The organism is Pseudomonas alliivorans (assembly GCF_017826695.1).
Taxonomy (GTDB): Bacteria; Pseudomonadota; Gammaproteobacteria; order Pseudomonadales; family Pseudomonadaceae; genus Aquipseudomonas; species Aquipseudomonas alliivorans.
In genome coordinates, this window is record NZ_JAFFZW010000015.1 from 1 (window position 1) to 21,422 (window position 21,422).

Genomic DNA, 21,422 nt, shown 5'->3' on the forward strand with positions numbered 1-21,422 from the left:
CAGTGACCAACGGTACCTTGAGCGCGGTCAACAGCAACGATGGCGGCGTCACCTGGACCGCGATCCTGACGCCGACCGCCAGCGTGACCGATGCCACCAACCTGATCACTCTGGACAACACCGGCTTCGCCAATGCGTCCGGCAACATCGGCAGTGGCGTCACGTCCTCGAACAACTACGCCATCGACACGCAGCGTCCGACGGCCACCGTCGTGGTCGCCGACAACGCGCTGTCCATTGGCGAAACCTCGCTGGTGACCATCACGTTCAGTGAGGCGGTCAGCGATTTCACGCTGTCCGACATGTTGACCAACAACGCCACACTCAGCGGCCTCGGCACCACTGACGGCGGCATCACCTGGACCGCAACGCTGACACCGGCGGCCAACATTACCGACACCACCAACCTGGTTCTGGTGAACAACACTCGCGTGGTCGATCTGGCCGGTAACGCGGGCAGCGGCCTGAGCAGCTCCAACAACTACGCGGTCGATACCGTTCGCCCTACAGCGTCCATCACTGTTGCCAACCCAAGCCTGGCCATTGGTCAGACGTCGCTGGTGACCTTTGCCTTCAGCGAGCCGGTCAGCGGTTTCGATCTGTCTGACATCAGCGTCGGCAACGGCACGCTGTCCGGCCTGACCAGTGCCGACAACGGCCTGACCTGGACCGCCACACTGACAGCAAACGCCAACATCACGGCACCGAACAATTTCATTGTTCTGGACAGCGGAACCGTCAACGACCTCGCGGGCAACGCAGGCACGGCGATCGCGCTTTCCAGTAATTACACCGTCGACACTCAGCGTCCTTCGGCGACCATCTCGCTCGCCAACCCGAACCTGTCCACAGGTCAGACATCGCTGGTGACCTTTGCTTTCAGCGAGCCGGTCACCAACTTCACGCTGTCGGACATCAGCGTTGCCAACGGCACCTTGTCGAACCTGGCCAGCAGCAATGGCGGTGCGACCTGGACCGCAACGCTGACGCCGACCGCCAACACCAACGATCCGAGCAATTTCATTGTGCTGGACAGTGGCACGGTGACAGATCTGGCGGGCAACGCAGGCACGGGCGTAGCCGTTTCGTCCAATTACGCAATCACGACGCTCTCCCAGGCAGGTGATCCGCAATTCAGGGTCGATACTCCGGCGCCGCTGAACACACCGCCAAACGTACCGTTGCAACCTGCCGTATTCGGCAATCCGACAGGCGCGCTGGCCGCTCCCTTGAGCTTCGCACCGCTCTTCGAGCAGCGTACGACCGGCGGCGACCTGCCGCCAGTGGGTAACATCTTTATCAACAACCGTGCCCTGGCACCGAGCTTCATTGCCCAGGTGTTCACGCCCGGCAGCGTGGGCGGTTCAGGATCGGGTTTCCTCGGGTTCAGCAGCGGAGAAGGCAACGTCTTCAGCAGCAGTACGTTGTCGACGCTGTTTTCGCGCGACACCTCGACGACCGGTGCATTCGAAGGTGCCAGCAGCCGCAGCCTGAGCGATTCGTCGCAAAACATCAGTGCAGGTTTCGGCGCGTTGACGCTAGGCCAGCAGTTGCAACAGATCACCGATATCGAACAGGAAAAATTGCGTGAACTGGCATGGGCTTTAGGGGAAGTCGGTGTGAGTGAAGCGCAGGCTTGATAACAGGTTGGGTTTTGCGCCGTGTGAAAACGGCGCTTATAAAAAGAATGCGGTAGTCAGGGGCGTCAGGAGCATGAAAAGAAGTCAGAAGTTGTTCAGCATCAGCCTGTTGGCACTGGTCGTAAGTGGCTGTGCTGTCACCAGCAAGCCGATCGACCGCAGCGTCAGCGAGCAACGCGCCAAAAGCGACTTGCAATTGATGTACAAGGATCAGGAGCCCCTCAATGGCGCGTTGACCTTGCATCAGGCCATGGCCAGGGCTGTGAAATACAACCTTGAAGCTCGCCTGAAAATCATGGAAGAAGCCCTCGCCAAACGCCAGCTGGACCTTGCCAGCTTCGACATGCTGCCACGCATGGCGCTGTCCGCCGGTTACGCCGGACGCAGCAACGTCAGCGCTTCCAGCAGCGAAAGCGTACAGACCGGCACCCAGTCCCTGGAGCCGTCGACCTCTCAGGACCGCAGCCGTCGCGTGGCCGACCTGACCATGGTCTGGAACGTACTCGACTTCGGCGTCAGTTATATAAGCGCCAAGCAACAGGGCGACCAGCGTCTGATCGTGCAGGAACGCCGCCGCAAGGTCGTCAACACCATCGTTCAGGATGTGCGCTCGGCTTACTGGCGCGCCGTGGCCGCCGAACGTCTGCTCAAGCAGATCGACAGTCTGATGACCCGTGTCGATACCGCCCAGGCCAACAGCCAGAAGATGAGCGATCAGCGCGTCGGCGATCCGGTGCAGGCACTGTCCTATCAACGCTCGCTGATTCAGGCCACCCGTCAACTCGAGGAACAGCGCAAGGCGTTGTCTCTGGCCAAAACCGAACTGGCCACGCTGATCAACCTGCCGCTGGGCAGCAACCTGACCCTGGCGACACCGGACGATTACGCCATTCCGGAATTGAAAGTCGACATGGCGAGGCTTGAAACAGAAGCCTTGGCCAGCCGCCCGGAACTGCGCGAGCAGGATTACCAGACACGCATCAGTTCGGCGGAAACCCGCAAGGCCATGCTGCGCATGTTGCCGGGGCTGGAGTTCTCGGCGGGCGGCCATTACGACAGCAACTCGTTTCTGGTCAACGACAAATGGGCCGATCTGGGCGTCAAGGTGACGTGGAACCTGTTCAACGTACTCACTGCACCTGCCGCCATCGACGTTGCCAAGGCAGGCGAGGAAGTAGCGACCGCCCGGCGTCAGGCCATGTCCATCGCGGTGTTGGCTCAGTTGTATGTGGCGAACGCCAATTACAATGAAGCCTTGCGTCAATTCAAGACCAGCCAGCAGTTGTCGAGTATCGACGGCCAGATCGCAGGCCAGCTGCGTAACCGCTACCAGGCCAACGGCATTGGTGAACTGGACCTGATTCAGGGTGAGCTCAATACCTTGCAGGCTGACCTGCGCCGCGACCTGGCTTACGCCGACCTGCGTAATGCCTACGGCCAGATCTTCGCCAGCGCCGGTCTGGACCCGCTTCCATCGGAAGTGACCTCCACCCAGGTGCAAGCCATCGCCAAAGCACTGGGGGATCGTGAATCCCAGTGGGAAGCAGGCAATATCTCCGTGGCTACGGCCACTTCCGGTCCGTCGAAGTGATACTGCTCCTGTGTCAGCCGATCCAGCCAGCGCGCCGGATCGGCTGACAAATCGGTTCCTGCATGATTTCTCGTAACCTTTTGAAAATAATAGGTTTGTGCAATATGCGCCCGAGGCAGAACGCTTGTACTGAGCCCTTGAAGCGCACATAAACCACACACACGCGTAACGATTTCATTCCTCTGTCACGATTTCATTCCATTTCAGGCTGACGCAATGCGATCAAGGCTTTGATCGGACAGGATTTTTTCCGAGGCGCGGCGGTTGTAGCGATTTCGCTACACTCGCACGCTGTGGACACAATTCTTAAATATATAACTCATTGATTTATAAAAATAAAAATAAACTGGCAACGAAATTGCTTTGCTTCCTGGATAACGTCGCGCCCAGCGTGAGAATCTGTCCCGAGGAGTTTTTATGAGCGAGTTGCGCTTCACTGTCGATCACGAATGGCTGCGTGCCGAAGCCGATGGCAGTGTCACGGTCGGTATCACGCCTTACGCGCAGGAATCGCTTGGGGATGTGGTATTCGTACAGCTCCCGGAACTGCAGGCCTACACTCAACACGCCGAAGTGTCGGTCGTGGAATCGGTAAAAGCCGCAAGCAGCATCAACATGCCGCTGGACGGCGAAGTCGTCGAAGTCAATTCGGCCCTGGACGCCACGCCGGAACTGGTCAACGAGGACGCCCTGGGCGCCGGCTGGTTCTTTCGCTTCATTCCACAAGATGCCAACGCCATCCACGGCCTGCTGAATCAGGATGCGTACGACCGCCTGATCAAAGCCAACGCCGAAGCCTGAGGAGCGAGCCATGACTGACCGTATTCAACTGAGCACTGCCAACGAATTCATCGCCCGTCACATCGGTCCGCGCGCCGACGACGAGCAGGCCATGCTGCAGACTCTGGGTTTCGATTCCATCGAAGCGCTGAGCGAAAGCGTGATCCCGGAAAGTATCAAGGGCACCAGCGTGCTGAATCTGCCTGCCGGGCAAAGCGAAGCCGACGCATTGGCCTCGATCAAAGCCATCGCCAGCAAAAACCAACTGTTCAAGACGTATATTGGTCAGGGCTACTACAACACCCACACGCCCGCGCCGATCCTGCGCAACCTGTTGGAAAACCCGGCCTGGTACACCGCCTACACGCCGTATCAGCCGGAAATCTCCCAGGGTCGTCTGGAATCGCTGCTCAACTTCCAGACCCTGATCAGCGACCTCACCGGACTGCCGATTGCCAACGCCTCGCTGCTGGACGAAGCCACCGCTGCTGCCGAAGCCATGACCTTCTGCAAACGCCTGAGCAAGAACAAAGGCAGCACACAGTTCTTCGCCTCCAGCCACTGCCATCCGCAGACCCTGGATGTGCTGCGCACCCGTGCCGAGCCGTTGGGCATCACCGTTGTCGTGGCGGATGAAGCGGAACTGGGCGATGTGAGCGATTACTTCGGAGCACTGCTGCAATACCCGGCCAGTAACGGCGACGTGTTTGACTACCGTGAACTGGTCGAGCGCTTCCACGCCGCCCACGCATTGGTCGCTGTTGCCGCTGACCTGCTGGCCCTGACCTTGCTGACGCCTCCGGGCGAGTTCGGCGCGGACGTGGCCATCGGTACTGCCCAACGCTTCGGCGTGCCGCTGGGCTTCGGCGGCCCGCACGCCGCCTACTTTTCGACCCGCGATGCCTTCAAGCGCGACATGCCGGGCCGCCTGGTCGGCGTGTCGGTTGACCGACATGGCAAGCAGGCACTGCGTCTGGCCATGCAAACTCGCGAGCAACATATCCGCCGCGAAAAAGCCACCAGCAACATCTGCACCGCGCAAGTGCTGCTGGCCAATATCGCCAGCATGTACGCCGTTTACCACGGGCCGCGCGGCCTGACGCAGATCGCCAATCGTGTGCATCATCTGACCGCCATTTTTGCCGAAGGTCTGAAGCAGTTGGGCTACACCATCGAGCAGGAATACTTCTTCGACAGCCTGACCGTGAACACCGGCAGCAAAACCGCTGCCCTGCACACCGCAGCCCGTGCCCAGCACATCAACCTGCGCGAAATCACCGACTCGCATCTGGGCCTTTCGTTCGACGAAACCACCTCGCCGGCCGCCGTTGCGACGTTGTGGGCTGTTTTCGCGGCTGACGGCCAGACTCAGCCGGACTTCGTCGAGCTGTCGGCCAATGTCCCGTCGCGCCTTCCGGCAGCGCTGACCCGCCAATCGGCGATCCTCAGCCACCCGGTGTTCAACCGTTATCACTCCGAAACCGAGCTGATGCGCTACCTGCGCAAGCTGGCCGACAAGGACCTGGCGCTGGATCGCACCATGATCCCGCTGGGCTCGTGCACCATGAAACTCAACGCCGCCAGCGAGATGATTCCGATCACCTGGGCCGAGTTCGGCAACCTGCATCCATTCGCACCTGCCGAACAGAGCGCGGGCTATCAGCAACTGACCGACGAGCTGGAAGCCATGCTCTGCGCGGCGACCGGCTACGACGCCATTTCGCTGCAGCCCAATGCCGGTTCTCAGGGCGAATACGCCGGTCTGCTGGCGATTCGCGCTTATCACCAGAGCCGCGGCGATGAACACCGCGATATTTGCCTGATCCCGTCCTCGGCCCATGGCACCAACCCGGCCACCGCCAACATGGCAGGCATGCGCGTGGTGGTAACGGCTTGCGACGCACGCGGCAACGTGGACATCGAAGACCTGCGCGCCAAAGCCCTGCAACACCGCGACCAGTTGGCAGCGTTGATGATCACCTACCCGTCTACCCACGGCGTGTTCGAGGAAGGCATTCGCGAAATCTGCAGCATCGTTCATGACAACGGCGGCCAGGTGTACATCGACGGCGCCAACATGAACGCCATGGTCGGCCTGTGCGCACCGGGCAAGTTCGGCGGCGACGTTTCGCACCTGAACCTGCACAAGACCTTCTGCATCCCGCACGGCGGCGGCGGTCCGGGGGTTGGCCCTATCGGTGTCAAATCCCACCTCGCGCCGTTCATGCCGGGCCACGCCCGTATGGAGCGCAAGGAAGGTGCGGTTTGCGCAGCCCCGTTCGGCAGCGCCAGCATCCTGCCGATCACCTGGATGTACATCCGCATGATGGGTGGTGAAGGCCTCAAGCGCGCCTCGCAACTGGCGATCCTCAACGCCAACTACATCTCCCGTCGTCTGGAAGACCAGTACCCGGTGCTCTACACCGGCAGCAACGGCCTGGTCGCGCACGAGTGCATCCTGGACCTGCGTCCTATCAAGGACAGCAGTGGCATCAGCGTCGATGACGTCGCCAAGCGCCTGATCGACTTCGGCTTTCACGCACCGACCATGTCCTTCCCGGTGGCCGGCACGCTGATGATCGAGCCGACCGAAAGCGAGTCCCGAGAAGAACTGGACCGTTTCTGCGACGCCATGATCAAGATCCGCGAAGAGATCCGCGCGGTGGAGAACGGCACGCTGGACAAGGATGACAACCCGCTGAAAAACGCTCCGCACACCGCAGCTGAAATCGTCGGTCAGTGGACGCATCCGTACAGCCGTGAACAGGCGGTGTACCCGGTTGCCTCGCTGATCGAGAACAAGTACTGGCCACCGGTCGGCCGCGTCGACAACGTGTTTGGCGACCGTAATCTGGTCTGCGCCTGCCCGTCCATCGAGAGTTATCAGGAAGCCTGATCACTCATGCCCGCAACACTGCCCGCACTGACGGGCAGTGTTGTTCCGCACGGCCCGTTCTACAAGGAATCGAACATGTCCACAGAATCCCTGCTGACTACACCGCTGCACGCTTTGCACCGTGAACTGGGCGCAAAGATGGTGCCGTTTGCCGGTTACGACATGCCTGTGCAATACCCTGCAGGCGTCATGAAGGAACACCTGCACACCCGTGCTCAGGCTGGCCTTTTCGATGTCTCGCACATGGGGCAGATTCGCCTGACCGGAGCCGATGCCGCCAAGGCGCTGGAAACTCTGGTCCCGGTGGATATCGTCGACCTGCCGGTCGGCATGCAGCGCTACGCGATGTTCACCAACGAAACCGGCGGCATACTCGACGACCTGATGGTCGCCAACCTGGGCAACGATCAGTTGATGCTGGTGGTCAACGCCGCCTGCAAGAATCAGGACCTCGCTCACCTGTGCACCCATCTGGCCGGCCATTGCAAGATCGAACCCCTGTTCGAGGAACGCGCCCTGCTCGCCCTGCAGGGTCCTGCGGCGGTGACGGTACTGGCCCGGCTGGCACCTGAAGTGGCAACCATGACGTTCATGCAGTTCGCCACGGTCACGCTGATGGATGTGACGTGCTACGTCAGTCGCTCGGGTTACACCGGCGAGGACGGTTATGAAATCTCGGTGCCGTCCGGCAAGGCCGAAGCGCTTGCCCGTCGTCTTCTTGAAGAACCCGAGGTTGCCCCCATTGGCCTCGGCGCACGTGATTCGCTGCGTCTGGAAGCCGGTCTGTGCCTCTATGGTCACGACATGAACACTGATACATCTCCCATTCAGGCCAGTCTGCTGTGGGCCATTTCCAGGGTCCGCCGTGCTGACGGCGCTCGCGCTGGCGGTTTCCCGGGCGCTGAGCAGATTTTCGCCCAGCAGCAGGCCGGAGTGGACAGAAAACGTGTCGGCCTCTTGCCGCAGGAACGCACCCCTGTGCGCGAGGGCACCCAAATTGTCGATGCAGAAGACAATGTGATTGGCACCGTTTGCAGCGGAGGTTTCGGTCCAAGTCTGGGCGGCCCGTTGGCCATGGCCTATCTCGACAGCCCATATACCGCTCTGGACACACCCGTCTGGGCAATGGTGCGCGGCAAGAAGATCCCGATGCTTGTGGCAAAAATGCCTTTTGTTGCACAGCGTTACTTCCGCGGCTGAACGCCAGCGTCAAAAAAACAGCAACTTACAAAGTAGGCGGAGTACTGTTTGCGCCCCTCCTCCGGGGGGTGCGAACGACCGTTCGGATGGCTCGAAAACGCACCGACGAAGTGCAGAAAGATGCGGTAAAACATTCGCTGCACTGATTCAGGGAAACAGTGCTCTGCACGCTTCAACCCCCTGCAAACAGGGTACGAAGCGGGGGCTTGTTTTTGTAACGAGACTTGGCGTAGAGTTTCTGAACTGTGTTTGCATAGGTCGCTGAATCGGGACCTGGGCAGTAGCTCTAGGTTTGCTACATCCCGCTCTACGTTTCTTACTTCCTGCAACCAGCCCCAGTACTCTTTCATGTGAAAGGGACTGTCATCAATTCAAGCGTCAAGGAAATAAGCAAATGTCTACACGTCAGAGCGGTACCGTCAAGTGGTTCAACGACGAAAAGGGTTTTGGTTTTATCACTCCAGAAAGCGGTCCGGATCTGTTCGTACATTTCCGCGCGATTCAGGGTAACGGCTTCAAGAGCCTGAAAGAAGGCCAGAAAGTCACCTTCGTCGCAGTGCAAGGTCAGAAAGGCATGCAGGCTGACGAAGTTCAGGCCGAAGCCTAAGCAAGACCCGAAAGCCTCTGACATCGCTGTCAGAGGCTTTTTTGCAGGTGAATCGCGACAGTCATCGTGATCGAGAGCCGCCCGATGCCCCGACACGTACTCCGGCCACAGGGCGACTTCCCCCCTGCACGCCTGCCCCGCCGTCTGGCTGCCATCAGTTACGACGCCCTGCTCATCCTCGCCCTGCAACTCATCACAGCGTTTCTCTACAAACTGCTGCAAATGGCCTTGATCGGTGAAGCACGTCTGCGCGAACTGTCCGACTCTGGCGCACTGGATGGCGATCCGCTGCTTTCGTCGCTTCTGCTGCTGGTGACCTTCGCCTTCTTCGCCAAGTTCTGGACCCACGCCGGCCAGACCCTCGGCATGCAGGTCTGGGGCCTGCGCGTACAGAACGCTGACGGCACTGCCATTTCCCTCATGCAGGCGCTGCTGCGCTTTTTCAGCGCGATTGCGTCCTGGCTGTGCGTGGGGCTCGGCTTCATCTGGAGCCTGTATGACCCGCAGCGTCTGACCTGGCACGACCACTTCTCCAACACCCGGCTGGTGCGGATCCCCAAACGCACGTAACCCCCCCGTCCACAAAAAAGCCGACATCACGTCGGCTTTTTTCGATGCTGTTGTTCGTCAACCGGCGCGACGCAGCAACCACAGACCGGCGATGGCACAGGCCGTTGCCGGAACCAGCACCGCCAGCAATGGCGGGAAGCCAAATACCAGACTGGAAGGTCCCAACAGATCCTGCACGATGCGGAACGTGAAGCCCACCAGAACGCCGGTGAACACCCGCTGACCGAGCGTTACCGAGCGCAGCGGACCGAAGATGAAAGAAATCGCCATCAGCACCAGTGCTACGGTCACGAACGGCTGCAGCACCTTGGTCCAGAACGCGAGCCAGTAACGGCCATTGCTCAAGCCCTGGTCAGCAAGGTAGTGCGAATAGCTCCACAGACCGGTGATCGACAGCGACTCGGGCGGCATGACCACCGTGCTAAGCAATTGCGGGCTCAGGGAAACGTCCCAACGCTCCACCGGCGAGTTGACGACCTCGGTCTTGCCTTCACGGAAAAACGTGGTGGCGACGTCGCTCAGCTCCCAGTAATCCGTCTTGAAGTTGGCCTGACGGGCGAAGCTCGCGGTCAGCATATGACGCTGATCGTCGAACCGGTAGCGCGTCACACCGTACATCAAGCCGTTGGGCTGGACCGTGTTGATGTGAATGAATTCATCGCCCTGACGGTGCCACAGGCCATGCTTGGCGCTCTGCGAGTCGCCGGTGCCCTGCGCCAGCGAGCGATTGGCCTGAGCCTGATTCTCGGCATAGGGCGCAACGTACTCGCCCACCAGCACACCGGCCACCATCAGAAACAGCATGGGCTTCATGACCGCCCACACGATACGGCCGATGGAAACACCGGCCGCCCGCATGATGGTCAGTTCGCTGCTGCTGGCCAGACTGCCCAGACCGATCAGACAGCCGATCAGTGCCGCCATCGGCAGCATGTCATAGACACGCCGTGGCGCGGTCAGCAACACGAAGCTGCTGGCATCCAGCAGTGTGTAGCTGTCCGAGATATCGCCCATTTCGTCGATGAAGGCGAACAGCGAAGCCAGCCCCAGAATGATCCCCAGCACTGCGAGGATCGCCATGAAGACACTTTTACCGATATACCGATCGAGCTTAACCACGAGCCACCTCCGCAACGCTACGGCGACTCGCCATTTTCAGCCGCAAGGGCTCCCAGTAGAACAGCCCCAGACCGATCAGCAGGAACAGACCGTGCACCCACCACATGCCCAGCGCCAGCGGCAGCTTGCCCTTCTCCAGCGCACCGCGAACCGCGATGAGGATGGTCAGGTACGACATGTACAACAGAATGGCGGGCAGCAACTTCAGATAACGGCCCTGACGCGGGTTGACCCGGGCCAGCGGCACGGCCATCAGCGTCACGATGAAAACCAGAATCGGCAGCGAAATACGCCATTGCAACTCGGCGACATACCGAGGCGTGTCGTTGCCGAAAAGCTCGGTGCTGGGAATCGCTTCACGGTCACTGACATCGTTGCTGATGTCCGGCTTGGGCAACTGTGCGCCATAAGTGTCGTACTTGATGGCACGGTAATCGGCCTGACCCGGATTACCGTCGTAGCGGTAGCCGTTTTCCAGAATCAGGAAGCGACTGCCGTCAGGCCGTACTTCCTGACGCCCCTTCTCGGCCACCAGAACCGTAATGCCACGGTCCTTGCTCTTGTCCGTGGACAAACGCTTTTCAGAGATGAAGACCCCGCTCAGCGTGGAGCGGTCTTCCGTCATTTCCTGGGTGTAGGTGATACGCGTACCGTCACGCAGCGCCTGAAAACGGCCCGGCACCAGCGTGTCGAACTCGGTCATGGCGTCCTGCTTGTTGATCAGCAGCGAGAACTGCGTCGCGCCCTGGGGTGCCAGGCTGAAACTCAGCCAGGCCACCAGAAGCGCCACCAGCGCAGCCGGCGCCATGGTGATGGCCAGCAGGCGCTGCTGACTCATGCCGGTGGCAGCCAGCACGGTCATCTCGCTTTCCAGATACAGGCGACCGTAGGCAAGCAGAATGCCCAGAAACAGCCCCAGGGGCAGAATCAGTTGCAGGAATCCTGGCAGGCGGAAGCCCATGATCATGAACAGCACACCCGGATCCAGCGCGCCCGAGGCGGCCTGAGCCAGGTATTTGATGAAGCGTCCGCTCATGATGATGACCAGCAGCACAGCACTGACTGCGCTCAGGGTAACCAGCACTTCTCGGGACAGATAACGAAAGACAATCAAACCAGACACTCCAGAGTTGTCAGGCTCAGGCAGCCAAACAAGGAAAATTGTGAGCCACGGCAACCGGATATTCACGCCCGCAGAAACGCAGGCCACCCAAAAATATGCGGCATTATCCTGTGATTGTACGTTTCTGTCACTGCGCACTCGGGATAGTTCGTACAGACACAGCCGACAAGCGGCGTAACGGGGTTGTCAGCAGTCATGCGCCGGGGTCAAACTGCGAGACTTGTCGCAGGCATCGTCCTTGAAAAGACCGCAGTCATGCCGCGAATCTCATTCGTATAGCGAATCTCATCGCTCAACCGGGGACCCCACATGGAATTGGTTGTTAAAAGCGTAAGCCCAGAAACCTTGAAGACCGCAACGCTGGTTGTCACCGTGAGTGAGAACGGTGTGCTGGGCAATGCCGCACAGAACATCGATACCCTCAGCGGGGGTGCCATCGCTGCCGTCCTCAAACGCGGCGATCTCGCAGGCAAGGTCGGCCAGAGTCTGCTGCTGCACAACCTGCCGAACCTCAAGGCCGAACGCGTCCTGCTGGTCGGCGTCGGTAAGGAAGCCGAACTGTCCGATCGCCAGCTCAAGAAAATCGTTGGCAGCGTGCTGTCGACACTCAAAGGCCTGGGTGGCACTGACGCGACCCTCGTGCTGGACGATCTGTCGGTAAAGAACCGCGACACCTACGGCAAGGCTCGCCTGCTGGTCGAAGCCCTGGCTGACGGCGAATACGTATTCGACCGCTTCAAGACCCAGAAGGCCGAAGTCCGCGCGCTGAAGAAAATCACCCTGCTGACCGCCAAGGTCAGTGTCGCCGATGTCGAGCGCGCCGCTACCCACGCCCAGGCAATCGCCACCGGCATGGCCCTGACCCGCGATCTGGGCAACCTGCCGCCGAACATCTGCCACCCAACCTACCTGGGCGAAGAAGCCAAGGCGCTGGGCAAGGCACACAAGAATCTTAAAGTGGAGGTCCACGACGAGAAGAAACTTGCCGAACTGGGCATGGGTTCCTTCCTGGCCGTGGCACAGGGCAGCGCCCAGCCGCCACGCCTGATCGTCATGAACTACCAGGGTGCCAAGAAGGGCGACAAGCCCTTCGTGCTGGTCGGTAAAGGCATCACCTTCGACACCGGCGGCATCAGCATCAAGCCGGCTGCCGGCATGGATGAGATGAAGTTCGACATGTGTGGTGCCGCCAGCGTATTCGGCACCCTGCGCGCCGTACTGGAATTGAAGCTGCCGATCAATCTGGTCTGCATCCTGGCCTGCGCCGAGAACATGCCGAGCGGCACCGCAACCCGTCCGGGCGACATTGTGACCACCATGAGCGGTCAGACTGTCGAAATCCTCAACACCGACGCCGAAGGCCGTCTGGTGCTGTGCGATGCCCTGACGTATGCCGAACGCTTCAAGCCTCAGGCCGTGATCGACATCGCAACCCTGACCGGCGCCTGCGTCGTTGCACTGGGCGGCCACACCACCGGCCTGCTGGGCAACAACGACGCGCTGATCAATCAACTGCTCGATGCGGGCAAACTGGCTGACGATCGCGCTTGGCAATTGCCGCTGTTCGACGAGTATCAGGAACAGCTGGACAGCCCGTTCGCCGACATCGCCAACATCGGCGGTCCGAAAGGCGGCACCATTACCGCAGCCTGCTTCCTGTCGCGCTTCACCAAGGCGTATGACTGGGCTCACCTGGACATCGCCGGTACGGCATGGCTGAGCGGTGGCAAGGAAAAAGGCGCCACCGGCCGTCCTGTTCCATTGCTGACCCAATACCTGCTCGACCGCGTCGGGGCTTAAGCCAAGCACTGTGGCGTATCGGTCAGTGATTGATACGCCACACCTTGCGGAACAGACATGACCCAAGTCGATTTTTACATCCTCCCCAGTCCGGATCCGGCAGCCCGTCTGGATTTCGCGTGCAAGCTCACCGAAAAAGCCTGGCGTCTGGGCCATAAGGTCTATCTGCACTGCAGTGATGCGGCGCAGCGCGAGGACCTCGATGCCCGTCTCTGGCGTTTCCGGGGCGAAGTCTTTCTACCCCATGGCGATGCCGAGAGCGACAGCGATGCACCCGTTGTCATGGGGCTGGGCGATGACGCTGGTACACATGAAGATCTACTGATCAACCTGGACCTGCGCATTCCATCCTTCTTCAAACGCTTCGCCCGTGTGGCGGAGGTGGTTGTGGAGGACCCGGCCATACGTCTTGCCGCACGTGAGAGTTTCCGTTCTTACCGCGAACAGGGCTATCCTCCGCAGGATCACCGACTGCAGCGTCTTTGAGGACACAATGGACACTTCAAAAAAAGCTGAATCCGCGCACTTGCTGGACGATCTCGAATCGATCCGCCAATTGCTCGGCGACGACTCCCTGCAGCCACCGCTGCTGACCGACACCGTGCACCGTGAAGGACAGATTCCACTGCTGTTCGACGTGGTCGGGAACAGAAACCCGAATACGCATGACGACGATTTCGACGAAGCGCACATCCCGACGCTGACTGAAGATACGCCCGTGATGGCAGAGCAGTCTGCCGCGCCATTGCTTCAGGCACCTGCGCCTGTCGAGGCGCTACCCAACCCGGATGCCCTGCTGCACCTGGACGCAGAACTGCGCTCCGCTGCACAGTTGATTCTGCAGGACGTGATCGATGACTTCGCCCCGCACATCGAGACCGAGATCAAGCGGCGGCTGGAAGCCAGGCTGGAGCGGCTGTTGGCGCAGCAGCAGAAGTGAGGTAAACCACTTGGCGTGTGTTTAGGCTCTCCTAACGTGAATTAAGGTCGGAGCGGATTTCTCGTGCCAATGCAGTCAATTTAGAACGCTGGTAGACCGTGCCTGACTGGGCTGACAACAATTCGTTGTAGCGGCCGTATACCGCGTCAATGTCTTCCAGCACATCGGGAGCCCCCGCGTTTGCGGCCCGACTGCGTGCGATCCACGAATTGAATTCCTGGGGACTTGCGCTCCTTCCCATGACGTGCTGAATGAACGATTGTCTTTGCGCGTCAAGACGTTGAAATTCCGTCATTATTGTTTCGTCTTGATTGATTACGGCAAGCTCAAAGCGCCTTTTATAGAAGTCGTCGCGCTTAAGCTCGGCGGGCGAAAAGCCCGTCTCCCCCTTCAGATCACTTTGAATTTTCAACAGGACTTGGGGGTCTTCGATATCAATTTTCGGGGCGTTTGAAAGCCCTGATGCGATCCGGTCCATTCTGCGAGACGTCACACTCATATTGGCCAAGTCTTTTCCAGGCAGTTTCTTGAAGATATGTTCCAGTATTTCGTCTGGGAAACGAGATAGAGAAGAGAGCAAAGGGCTATGCCCACTCGGATCCTCCCTATTAACCGGATCCCCCAGACAATAGGCATATGCATTCAAACCGCCCCGCCCAAACGGACTCAGGTTATCGGGCTGGTTGAAACGCATCAGCACCGGGTTGAACGCACGGTAACCATTACCCAGCAAATAATGCCCGGTCACGGTATCCGGGGGTTCCCCGTTAAAACCCAGGAACGTGACGGCCTGCGAGTGGTGACCATAGGGGCTGTAAGCTGGCGACTGCCGCGCCTGCGACCCCACACTGTGCAACACGCTGCGCTGCAGGTCGGTCGCCAGCAAGTCCATCCGGGCGGAAGAACCCTCTGTGTCGTGCTCGGCCAGCAGACGATCCTCACACTGAAACACCCGACGACGCCTCGAACCCTGGACCTCGACACTCAAATGGTTCAGTTGGTAGAAGCGTGATGTCGAATGCTCTGCCCCGTTCTTGACGCCAGCCAGACGATCCAGCGCGTCGTAGCGATACCGACGCAGTAGGGCTCTGGCTCCAGATGTATCGTTCACCGCGGCATCCACCCTGTGATCCGGGTTTGAAAACCGAATTATCCGCCCTCGCCCATTCACCGCACACTGGCAGATCTGCGAGGTAGGCAGTCAACTTGTGGCCCGGCGCTTATGGCTTGTCGCTTGCCCACAGGGCTATACTTGCCGGTTTCCGAATCAATGCCACAGGTTCCCGCCGCGCATGGACAAGACTTACCAGCCGCACGCCATCGAAACTTCCTGGTACCAGACCTGGGAGTCAGAGAATTATTTCGCCCCTCAAGGCGCGGGTGACTCGTACACCATCATGATTCCGCCGCCGAATGTCACCGGCAGTCTGCACATGGGCCACGGTTTCAACAACGCGATCATGGATGCCCTGATCCGTTTCCGTCGCATGCAGGGTCGCAACACGCTGTGGCAGCCAGGCACCGACCACGCGGGCATCGCCACGCAAATGCTGGTAGAGCGCCGCCTTGAAGCGCAGGGTGTGAACCGTCACGAGCTGGGTCGCGAGAAGTTTCTGGACAAAATCTGGGAATGGAAAGCCGAGTCCGGGGGCAACATCAGCCGTCAGATCCGTCGTCTGGGCTCGTCCGTCGACTGGAGCCGCGAGCGCTTCACCATGGACGACGGCCTGTCCGACGCCGTAAAAGAAGCTTTCGTGCGTCTGCACGAAGACGGCCTGATCTATCGTGGCAAGCGTCTGGTCAACTGGGACACCAAGCTGCACACGGCCATTTCCGACCTTGAAGTGGAAAACCACGACGAGAAAGGCAGTCTGTGGAACCTGCGTTATCCACTGGCCGATGACGCGAAAACCGCTGAAGGTCTGGATTACCTGATCGTCGCCACCACGCGCCCGGAAACCATGCTCGGTGACGCTGCGGTCGCGGTCAATCCGCAGGACGAGCGCTACAAGGCGCTGATCGGCAAATTCGTGGAGCTGCCTCTGGTAGGTCGTCGCATCCCGATCATTGCCGACGATTATTGCGACCCGGAATTCGGCACCGGCTGCGTGAAAATCACCCCGGCCCACGATTTCAATGACTACGAAGTCGGCAAGCGCCACAACCTGCCGCTGCTGAACATCTTCGACAAGAACGCCGCTGTGCTGCCTGCCGCTCAGGTGTTCAACCTCGATGGCACGCTGAACGACACCGTCGACGGCACCCTGCCTGCCGAGTATGCAGGCCTGGATCGCTTCGAAGCCCGCAAACGCATCGTAGCCGCCTTCGATGCCGCTGGCCTGTTGGTCAGCGTCGACGATCACGCCCTGAAAGTCCCGAAAGGTGACCGCTCCGGCACCATCATCGAGCCCTGGCTGACCGACCAGTGGTACGTCTCCACCAAGCCACTGGCCGAACCGGCCATCGCTGCCGTTGAAGACGGCCGCATTGCCTTCGTTCCCAAGCAATACGAAAACATGTACTTCTCGTGGATGCGCGACATTCAGGACTGGTGCATCAGCCGACAGCTCTGGTGGGGCCATCGCATTCCGGCCTGGTACGACGAGTCGGGCAAGGTCTATGTCGGTCGCGACGAAGCCGAAGTGCGTGCCAAGCACAATCTGGGGCCGGACGTTGCGCTGCAGCAGGACAACGACGTTCTCGACACCTGGTTCAGCTCGGGCCTGTGGACGTTCTCCACCCTCGGCTGGCCGGAAAAGACCGAAGCGCTGAAAACCTTCCACTCCACCGACGTGCTGGTCACCGGTTTCGACATCATCTTCTTCTGGGTCGCCCGGATGATCATGCTCACCATGCACCTGGTGAAGAACGAAGACGGCACGCCGCAAGTGCCGTTCAAGACGGTGTATGTACACGGTCTGGTGCGCGACGGCCAAGGCCAGAAGATGTCCAAGTCCAAAGGCAACGTACTGGACCCGCTGGACATCGTCGACGGTATCGATCTGGAAACTCTGGTGCAGAAACGCACCAGCGGTCTGATGCAGCCGCAACTGGCCAAAAAGATCGAGAAGCAGACCCGTCAGGAATTCGCCGAAGGCATCGCCAGCTACGGCACCGACGCCTTGCGCTTCACGTTCTGCTCACTGGCATCCACCGGTCGCGACATCAAGTTCGACATGGGTCGCGTCGAAGGCTATCGCAACTTCTGCAACAAGATCTGGAACGCCGCCCGCTACGTGCTCGACAAGGGCGAAGACTGCGGCCAGAACGGCGAAGCCGTCGAATTGTCCCTGGCGGATCGCTGGATCATTTCGCAGTTGCAACGCACCGAAGCCGAAGTGACCCGCCAACTCGACCAGTTCCGCTTCGACCTCGCTGCACAAGCGCTGTACGAGTTCATCTGGAACCAGTACTGCGACTGGTACCTGGAACTGTCCAAGCCAGTGCTGTGGGACGAGACCGCACCGGTCGAGCGTCAGCGTGGCACTCGTCGCACGCTGGTGCGCGTGCTGGAAGTCGCGCTGCGTCTGGCGCATCCGTTCATGCCATTCATCACAGAAGAAATCTGGCAGCGCCTTGCGCCGCTGGCAGGCGTCGAAGGCAAGACCATCATGCTGCAGGCGTGGCCGGTGGCCAATGAGGCACGCATCGATCAGGCTGCCGAAGACGACATCGAATGGCTCAAGGGGTTGATGCTGGCGGTACGTAACATTCGCGGCGAGATGAACATCGGTCCGGGCAAGCCCCTGCAGTTGTTCCTCAAGAACGTCACCGCCGAAGACCAGCGTCGCCTGAGCGAAAACGATTACCTGCTCAGGAAACTGGCCAAGCTGGAGTCCATGACCGTGCTGACCGACGGTGCCGAAGCGCCATTGTCTGCGACCGCTCTGGTCGGCGACATGGAAGTGCTGGTGCCGATGGCCGGACTGATCGACAAGGGCGCAGAGCTTGCGCGTCTGGACAAGGAAATCCAGCGCCTGCAGGGCGAAGTGCAACGCGTGGGCGGCAAGCTGTCCAACGCCGCGTTCGTCGACAAGGCGCCGCCTGAAGTCATCGCCAAGGAACGCGCCAAGCTGACCGAAGCCGAACAGGCTCTGGGCAAGCTGGCCGAGCAACACGCGCGTATCGCCAGTCTGTAAACGCAAGCCACCAGCCTCACAAGGGGCTGGTTGAGCTGAAATCTGCAGGAGCGCGCTTGCGCGCTCCTGCCGGGCTCAGCATTCGCATCCTCAGAGCAACGCCTTCCATGACCACGCCTGACAAACCCAAACCTCCCCGCAAAAAGCCCCAGCGCAACGTCAAGCCTGCGCCACCCCGCGAAAAAGCCACGCTGCACCCGCGCAACCGGCATCAGGGCCACTACGATTTTCCCAAACTGATCAAGTCCAGCCCGGAGCTGGCGAAGTTCGTGATCCTCAACCCCTATGGCAAGGAAAGCATCGATTTCGCCAACCCACAGGCCGTGCGGGTGTTCAACCGTGCACTGCTCAAGGCGTTCTACGGCATCGCCCATTGGGATATCCCGGCGGATTACCTGTGCCCGCCCATTCCGGGTCGTGCCGACTATCTGCATTTTCTGGCCGACCTGCTGGCCGAGGGCAATGGTGGCGAAATCCCGCGGGGCGCGTCCGTGAAGGCACTGGACATCGGGACCGGTGCCAACTGCATCTACCCGCTGCTGGGGCACAGTGACTACGGTTGGCATTTCGTGGGTTCGGACATCGACAGCACAGCGATTGCGGCGGCGACCACCCTCGTCAAAGCCAACAACCTGCACAAGGCCATCAGAGTGCGCCTGCAGGCTGATCGCAAGCACATCCTGTCAGGGTTGCTGGACAGCGCCGAACGCTTCGACGTGAGCCTCTGCAACCCGCCATTCCACGCTTCGCTGGATGAGGCGCAGCGTGGCAGCCAGCGCAAGTGGCGCGCCCTTGGCAAGGCCGATCCGAAACGCAAACTGCCGGTGCTCAACTTTGGCGGGCAATCTCAGGAGCTGTGGTGCGAAGGCGGCGAGATCGGCTTCGTCACCCAGCTGATTCAGGAGAGCACACTGATGCCGACTCAGGTGCTTTGGTTCAGTACTCTGGTGTCCAAAGCCTCCAACCTGCCACCGATTCAAAGCGCTCTCAAAAAAGCCGGGGCGCTGGAGGTCAGAGTGGTGGAAATGGGTCAGGGACAGAAACAGAGCCGCTTTGTGGCCTGGACCTTTCTGGACAAGGCGCAGCAGAGCGCGTGGCGGCAGACGACTGATTCGTGATGAAGAAGACGTTGCCTGCGGTTTGAAGTACGTGTGACGTCAAGAGCGGACGCAGCGCCAGTCTGCCCGGACACTGATCGTGCCCTTCGCTGCGCGTGGGCATGCAGCTCGTGATGCGCCTGCGCAGGAGCGGGAGCGATCAAACATCCACCCCATACGCCAACAAAAAAGCCGTGCCCGGTTATCCGGTGCACGGCTTTTTCAACAGCAAGCGTGGGCTTACTTGTTGATTGCGTCGGTCAGCACTTTGGCTGGTACGAACTTGACGACTTTCTTGGCAGCGATTTCGATGGCTGCGCCAGTCGAAGGGTTACGGCCAGTGCGAGCTGGACGCTCGCTTACTTTCAGCTTGCCGATGCCTGGCAGGGTGATTTCTGCGCCGTTTTCCAATTGGTCGGCAACAATTTGGCCCAATTGCTCAAGAGCATTACGCGCGGTGGTTTTTGGCGCGTCGATAGCTTCAGCGATATCGGCGATCAATTGGTCTTTAGTAAGAGCCATGGTGGTGTTCCTTCCCTATCAAATTCATTTGGATTGCAGAGCGCAACGTCGGCCAGTAGCCAGGCAATAAACCTGGCCACCCGCTAGCAGCCACGATTAATCGCGAAATGTAGATACTGAAACCGGATATTGGTTCGGCCTACGCGTACTCAAACTGCATGCTTGGCGCGCTAAGCTGCACAAGACCGCGCAAAACTAGCACAGAGCCGGGTAAATATCCGCCTCTACCTATCCTTTTGGTCAGCTTTTAACAGTAATTGTGCAGTAATTAACCAGCTACAGGGCCAGTACAGCGAAAACCAACCCCTTCAAGGCCATTGCACGCAAGCCTGCGTTACACTGATGCCCTTGCACCGAGCTGCACGCTCTTCATCTTTTTCCAGCCGAGAAGCCCATGCCGATCCGTCATTGCATCGTCCACCTGATCGACAAGAAACCCGACGGTACGCCCGCTGTTCTCCATGCACGCGACTCCGAACTCGCTGAGTCCCAGGCCATCGAGAACATGCTGGCCGACCTCAACGAGAACTACAACGCCAAGCAGGGCAAGGCCTGGGGACTGTTCCACGCCGAATCCGGGGCGCATCCCTTCAGCGACTGGCTGAAGGAATACCTGGAGGGCGGCAAGGACTTCACCGCGTTTTCCCGCGTGGCCGTCGAGCATCTGCAGAAGCTGATGGAAGAGTCCAACCTGTCGGTTGGCGGTCATGTTCTGTTCGCTCACTATCAGCAAGGCATGACCGACTACATGGCCATCGCCCTGCTGCACCACAGTGAAGGCGTGGCCGTGAATGACGAGCTGGACGTGACCCCGTCGCGTCATCTGGATCTGGGTCAGCTGCACCTCGCGGCGCGGATCAACATCTCGGAGTGGCAGAACAACAAACAGTCCAAGCAGTACATCTCCTTCATCAAGGGCAAGAACGGCAAGAAGGTTTCGGAGTATTTCCGCGATTTCATCGGCTGTCAGGAAGGCGTCGACGGGCCGGGCGAAACCCGCACCCTGCTCAAGGCTTTCAGCGATTTCGTCGAAAGCGAAGACCTGCCCGAGGATTCGGCTCGCGAGAAGACCAAGACCCTTGTCGACTACGCCAGCAGCCAGAGCAAGATGGGCGAGCCGATGGGCCTGGAGGAATTGTCCGAGTTGATCGATGAGGAGCGTCCGCGAGCGTTCTACGACCACATTCGCAACAAGGACTACGGCCTGTCGCCAGAGATCCCGGCGGATAAGCGCACGCTCAACCAGTTCCGCCGTTTCACCGGTCGTGCCGAGGGCCTGTCGATCAGTTTCGAAGCGCATCTGCTGGGCGACAAGATCGAGTACGACGAAACGGCGGGCACGCTGATCATCAAAGGCCTGCCGACCCAGCTGACCGATCAGTTGAAGCGGCGGTAACC

Annotated in this window: 17 protein-coding genes; 13 read left to right on the forward strand and 4 right to left on the reverse strand. The window is 59.8% G+C overall.

Features of this window, described 5'->3' with window-relative positions; genetic code table 11:
- From JTJ32_RS25085 to JTJ32_RS25115, 7 genes are all read left to right on the forward strand, one after another.
- Nucleotides 1-1,640 (forward strand): Ig-like domain-containing protein (locus JTJ32_RS25085; RefSeq protein WP_236059456.1); only part of this gene is annotated, 1,640 nt, incomplete at its 5' end.
- 91 nt (nucleotides 1,641-1,731) lie between these two features.
- Entirely contained in the window at nucleotides 1,732-3,231 is a 1,500-nt protein-coding gene (locus JTJ32_RS25090) for a TolC family protein (protein WP_210043685.1), read from the forward strand.
- Nucleotides 3,232-3,648: 417 nt separating this feature from the next.
- Nucleotides 3,649-4,032: a glycine cleavage system protein GcvH gene (gcvH, locus tag JTJ32_RS25095; protein WP_099226837.1), complete on the forward strand. Its 384-nt coding sequence runs from the start codon at nucleotides 3,649-3,651 to the stop codon at nucleotides 4,030-4,032.
- 10 nt (nucleotides 4,033-4,042) lie between these two features.
- The gene (gcvP, locus tag JTJ32_RS25100; protein ID WP_210043652.1) at nucleotides 4,043-6,907 is read left to right on the forward strand and encodes an aminomethyl-transferring glycine dehydrogenase; all 2,865 of its coding nucleotides are present in this window, start codon (nucleotides 4,043-4,045) and stop codon (nucleotides 6,905-6,907) included.
- Between the two features lie 75 nt (nucleotides 6,908-6,982).
- The gene (gene gcvT / locus JTJ32_RS25105; RefSeq protein WP_099226999.1) at nucleotides 6,983-8,107 is read left to right on the forward strand and encodes a glycine cleavage system aminomethyltransferase GcvT; all 1,125 of its coding nucleotides are present in this window, start codon (nucleotides 6,983-6,985) and stop codon (nucleotides 8,105-8,107) included.
- 394 nt (nucleotides 8,108-8,501) lie between these two features.
- Complete coding sequence (locus JTJ32_RS25110) at nucleotides 8,502-8,714, forward strand: cold-shock protein (protein WP_003227496.1); 213 nt, start codon at nucleotides 8,502-8,504, stop codon at nucleotides 8,712-8,714.
- A gap of 84 nt (nucleotides 8,715-8,798) precedes the next feature.
- Nucleotides 8,799-9,284, forward strand: a complete 486-nt coding sequence (locus tag JTJ32_RS25115) for an RDD family protein (protein WP_184318662.1) — start codon at nucleotides 8,799-8,801, stop codon at nucleotides 9,282-9,284.
- A 57-nt stretch (nucleotides 9,285-9,341) separates the two neighbouring features.
- Here the strand turns inward: JTJ32_RS25115 and lptG are convergent, their stop codons facing one another.
- Both lptG and lptF read right to left on the reverse strand, forming a co-directional pair.
- Complete coding sequence (lptG, locus tag JTJ32_RS25120) at nucleotides 9,342-10,403, reverse strand: LPS export ABC transporter permease LptG (RefSeq protein WP_099226840.1); 1,062 nt, start codon at nucleotides 10,401-10,403, stop codon at nucleotides 9,342-9,344.
- Nucleotides 10,396-11,517, reverse strand: a complete 1,122-nt coding sequence (gene lptF / locus JTJ32_RS25125; protein WP_099226841.1) for an LPS export ABC transporter permease LptF — start codon at nucleotides 11,515-11,517, stop codon at nucleotides 10,396-10,398. Before lptF ends, lptG begins: the two co-directional genes overlap by 8 nt.
- Nucleotides 11,518-11,835: 318 nt before the next feature.
- Between lptF and JTJ32_RS25130 the strand changes: the two genes are divergently transcribed.
- From JTJ32_RS25130 to JTJ32_RS25140, 3 genes are read left to right on the forward strand one after another with little or no spacing between them, the layout of a single operon-like run.
- Nucleotides 11,836-13,326, forward strand: coding sequence for a leucyl aminopeptidase (locus JTJ32_RS25130; RefSeq protein ID WP_210043653.1), 1,491 nt, complete (start codon nucleotides 11,836-11,838; stop codon nucleotides 13,324-13,326).
- A gap of 57 nt (nucleotides 13,327-13,383) precedes the next feature.
- Nucleotides 13,384-13,812 (forward strand): DNA polymerase III subunit chi, encoded by a 429-nt coding sequence (locus JTJ32_RS25135; protein WP_099226843.1) that lies wholly within the window; start codon nucleotides 13,384-13,386, stop codon nucleotides 13,810-13,812.
- Between the two features lie 7 nt (nucleotides 13,813-13,819).
- Nucleotides 13,820-14,266 carry a DNA polymerase III subunit chi gene (locus JTJ32_RS25140; RefSeq protein ID WP_184318653.1) on the forward strand — a complete coding sequence of 149 codons (447 nt, stop codon included), beginning with the start codon at nucleotides 13,820-13,822 and terminating at the stop codon, nucleotides 14,264-14,266.
- 31 nt (nucleotides 14,267-14,297) lie between these two features.
- Here the strand turns inward: JTJ32_RS25140 and JTJ32_RS25145 are convergent, their stop codons facing one another.
- Nucleotides 14,298-15,377 carry an RHS repeat-associated core domain-containing protein gene (locus tag JTJ32_RS25145; RefSeq protein ID WP_210043654.1) on the reverse strand — a complete coding sequence of 360 codons (1,080 nt, stop codon included), beginning with the start codon at nucleotides 15,375-15,377 and terminating at the stop codon, nucleotides 14,298-14,300.
- Nucleotides 15,378-15,558: 181 nt separating this feature from the next.
- Between JTJ32_RS25145 and JTJ32_RS25150 the strand changes: the two genes are divergently transcribed.
- Both JTJ32_RS25150 and rlmF read left to right on the forward strand, forming a co-directional pair.
- Nucleotides 15,559-18,405: a valine--tRNA ligase gene (locus JTJ32_RS25150; RefSeq protein WP_210043655.1), complete on the forward strand. Its 2,847-nt coding sequence runs from the start codon at nucleotides 15,559-15,561 to the stop codon at nucleotides 18,403-18,405.
- Nucleotides 18,406-18,512: 107 nt separating this feature from the next.
- A complete protein-coding gene (rlmF, locus tag JTJ32_RS25155) occupies nucleotides 18,513-19,523 on the forward strand; it encodes a 23S rRNA (adenine(1618)-N(6))-methyltransferase RlmF (protein WP_210043686.1) in 1,011 nt (336 codons plus the stop codon).
- A gap of 219 nt (nucleotides 19,524-19,742) precedes the next feature.
- On the opposite strand, the gene JTJ32_RS25160 is transcribed toward rlmF, so the two are convergent.
- Nucleotides 19,743-20,024, reverse strand: coding sequence for an HU family DNA-binding protein (locus JTJ32_RS25160; protein ID WP_099226846.1), 282 nt, complete (start codon nucleotides 20,022-20,024; stop codon nucleotides 19,743-19,745).
- 394 nt (nucleotides 20,025-20,418) lie between these two features.
- Here JTJ32_RS25160 and yejK point away from each other — a divergent pair, with 394 nt between their 5' ends.
- On the forward strand, nucleotides 20,419-21,420 hold the full coding sequence (gene yejK / locus JTJ32_RS25165; protein ID WP_210043656.1) for a nucleoid-associated protein YejK: 1,002 nt from the start codon (nucleotides 20,419-20,421) through the stop codon (nucleotides 21,418-21,420).
- Nucleotides 21,421-21,422: the final 2 nt, after the last annotated feature.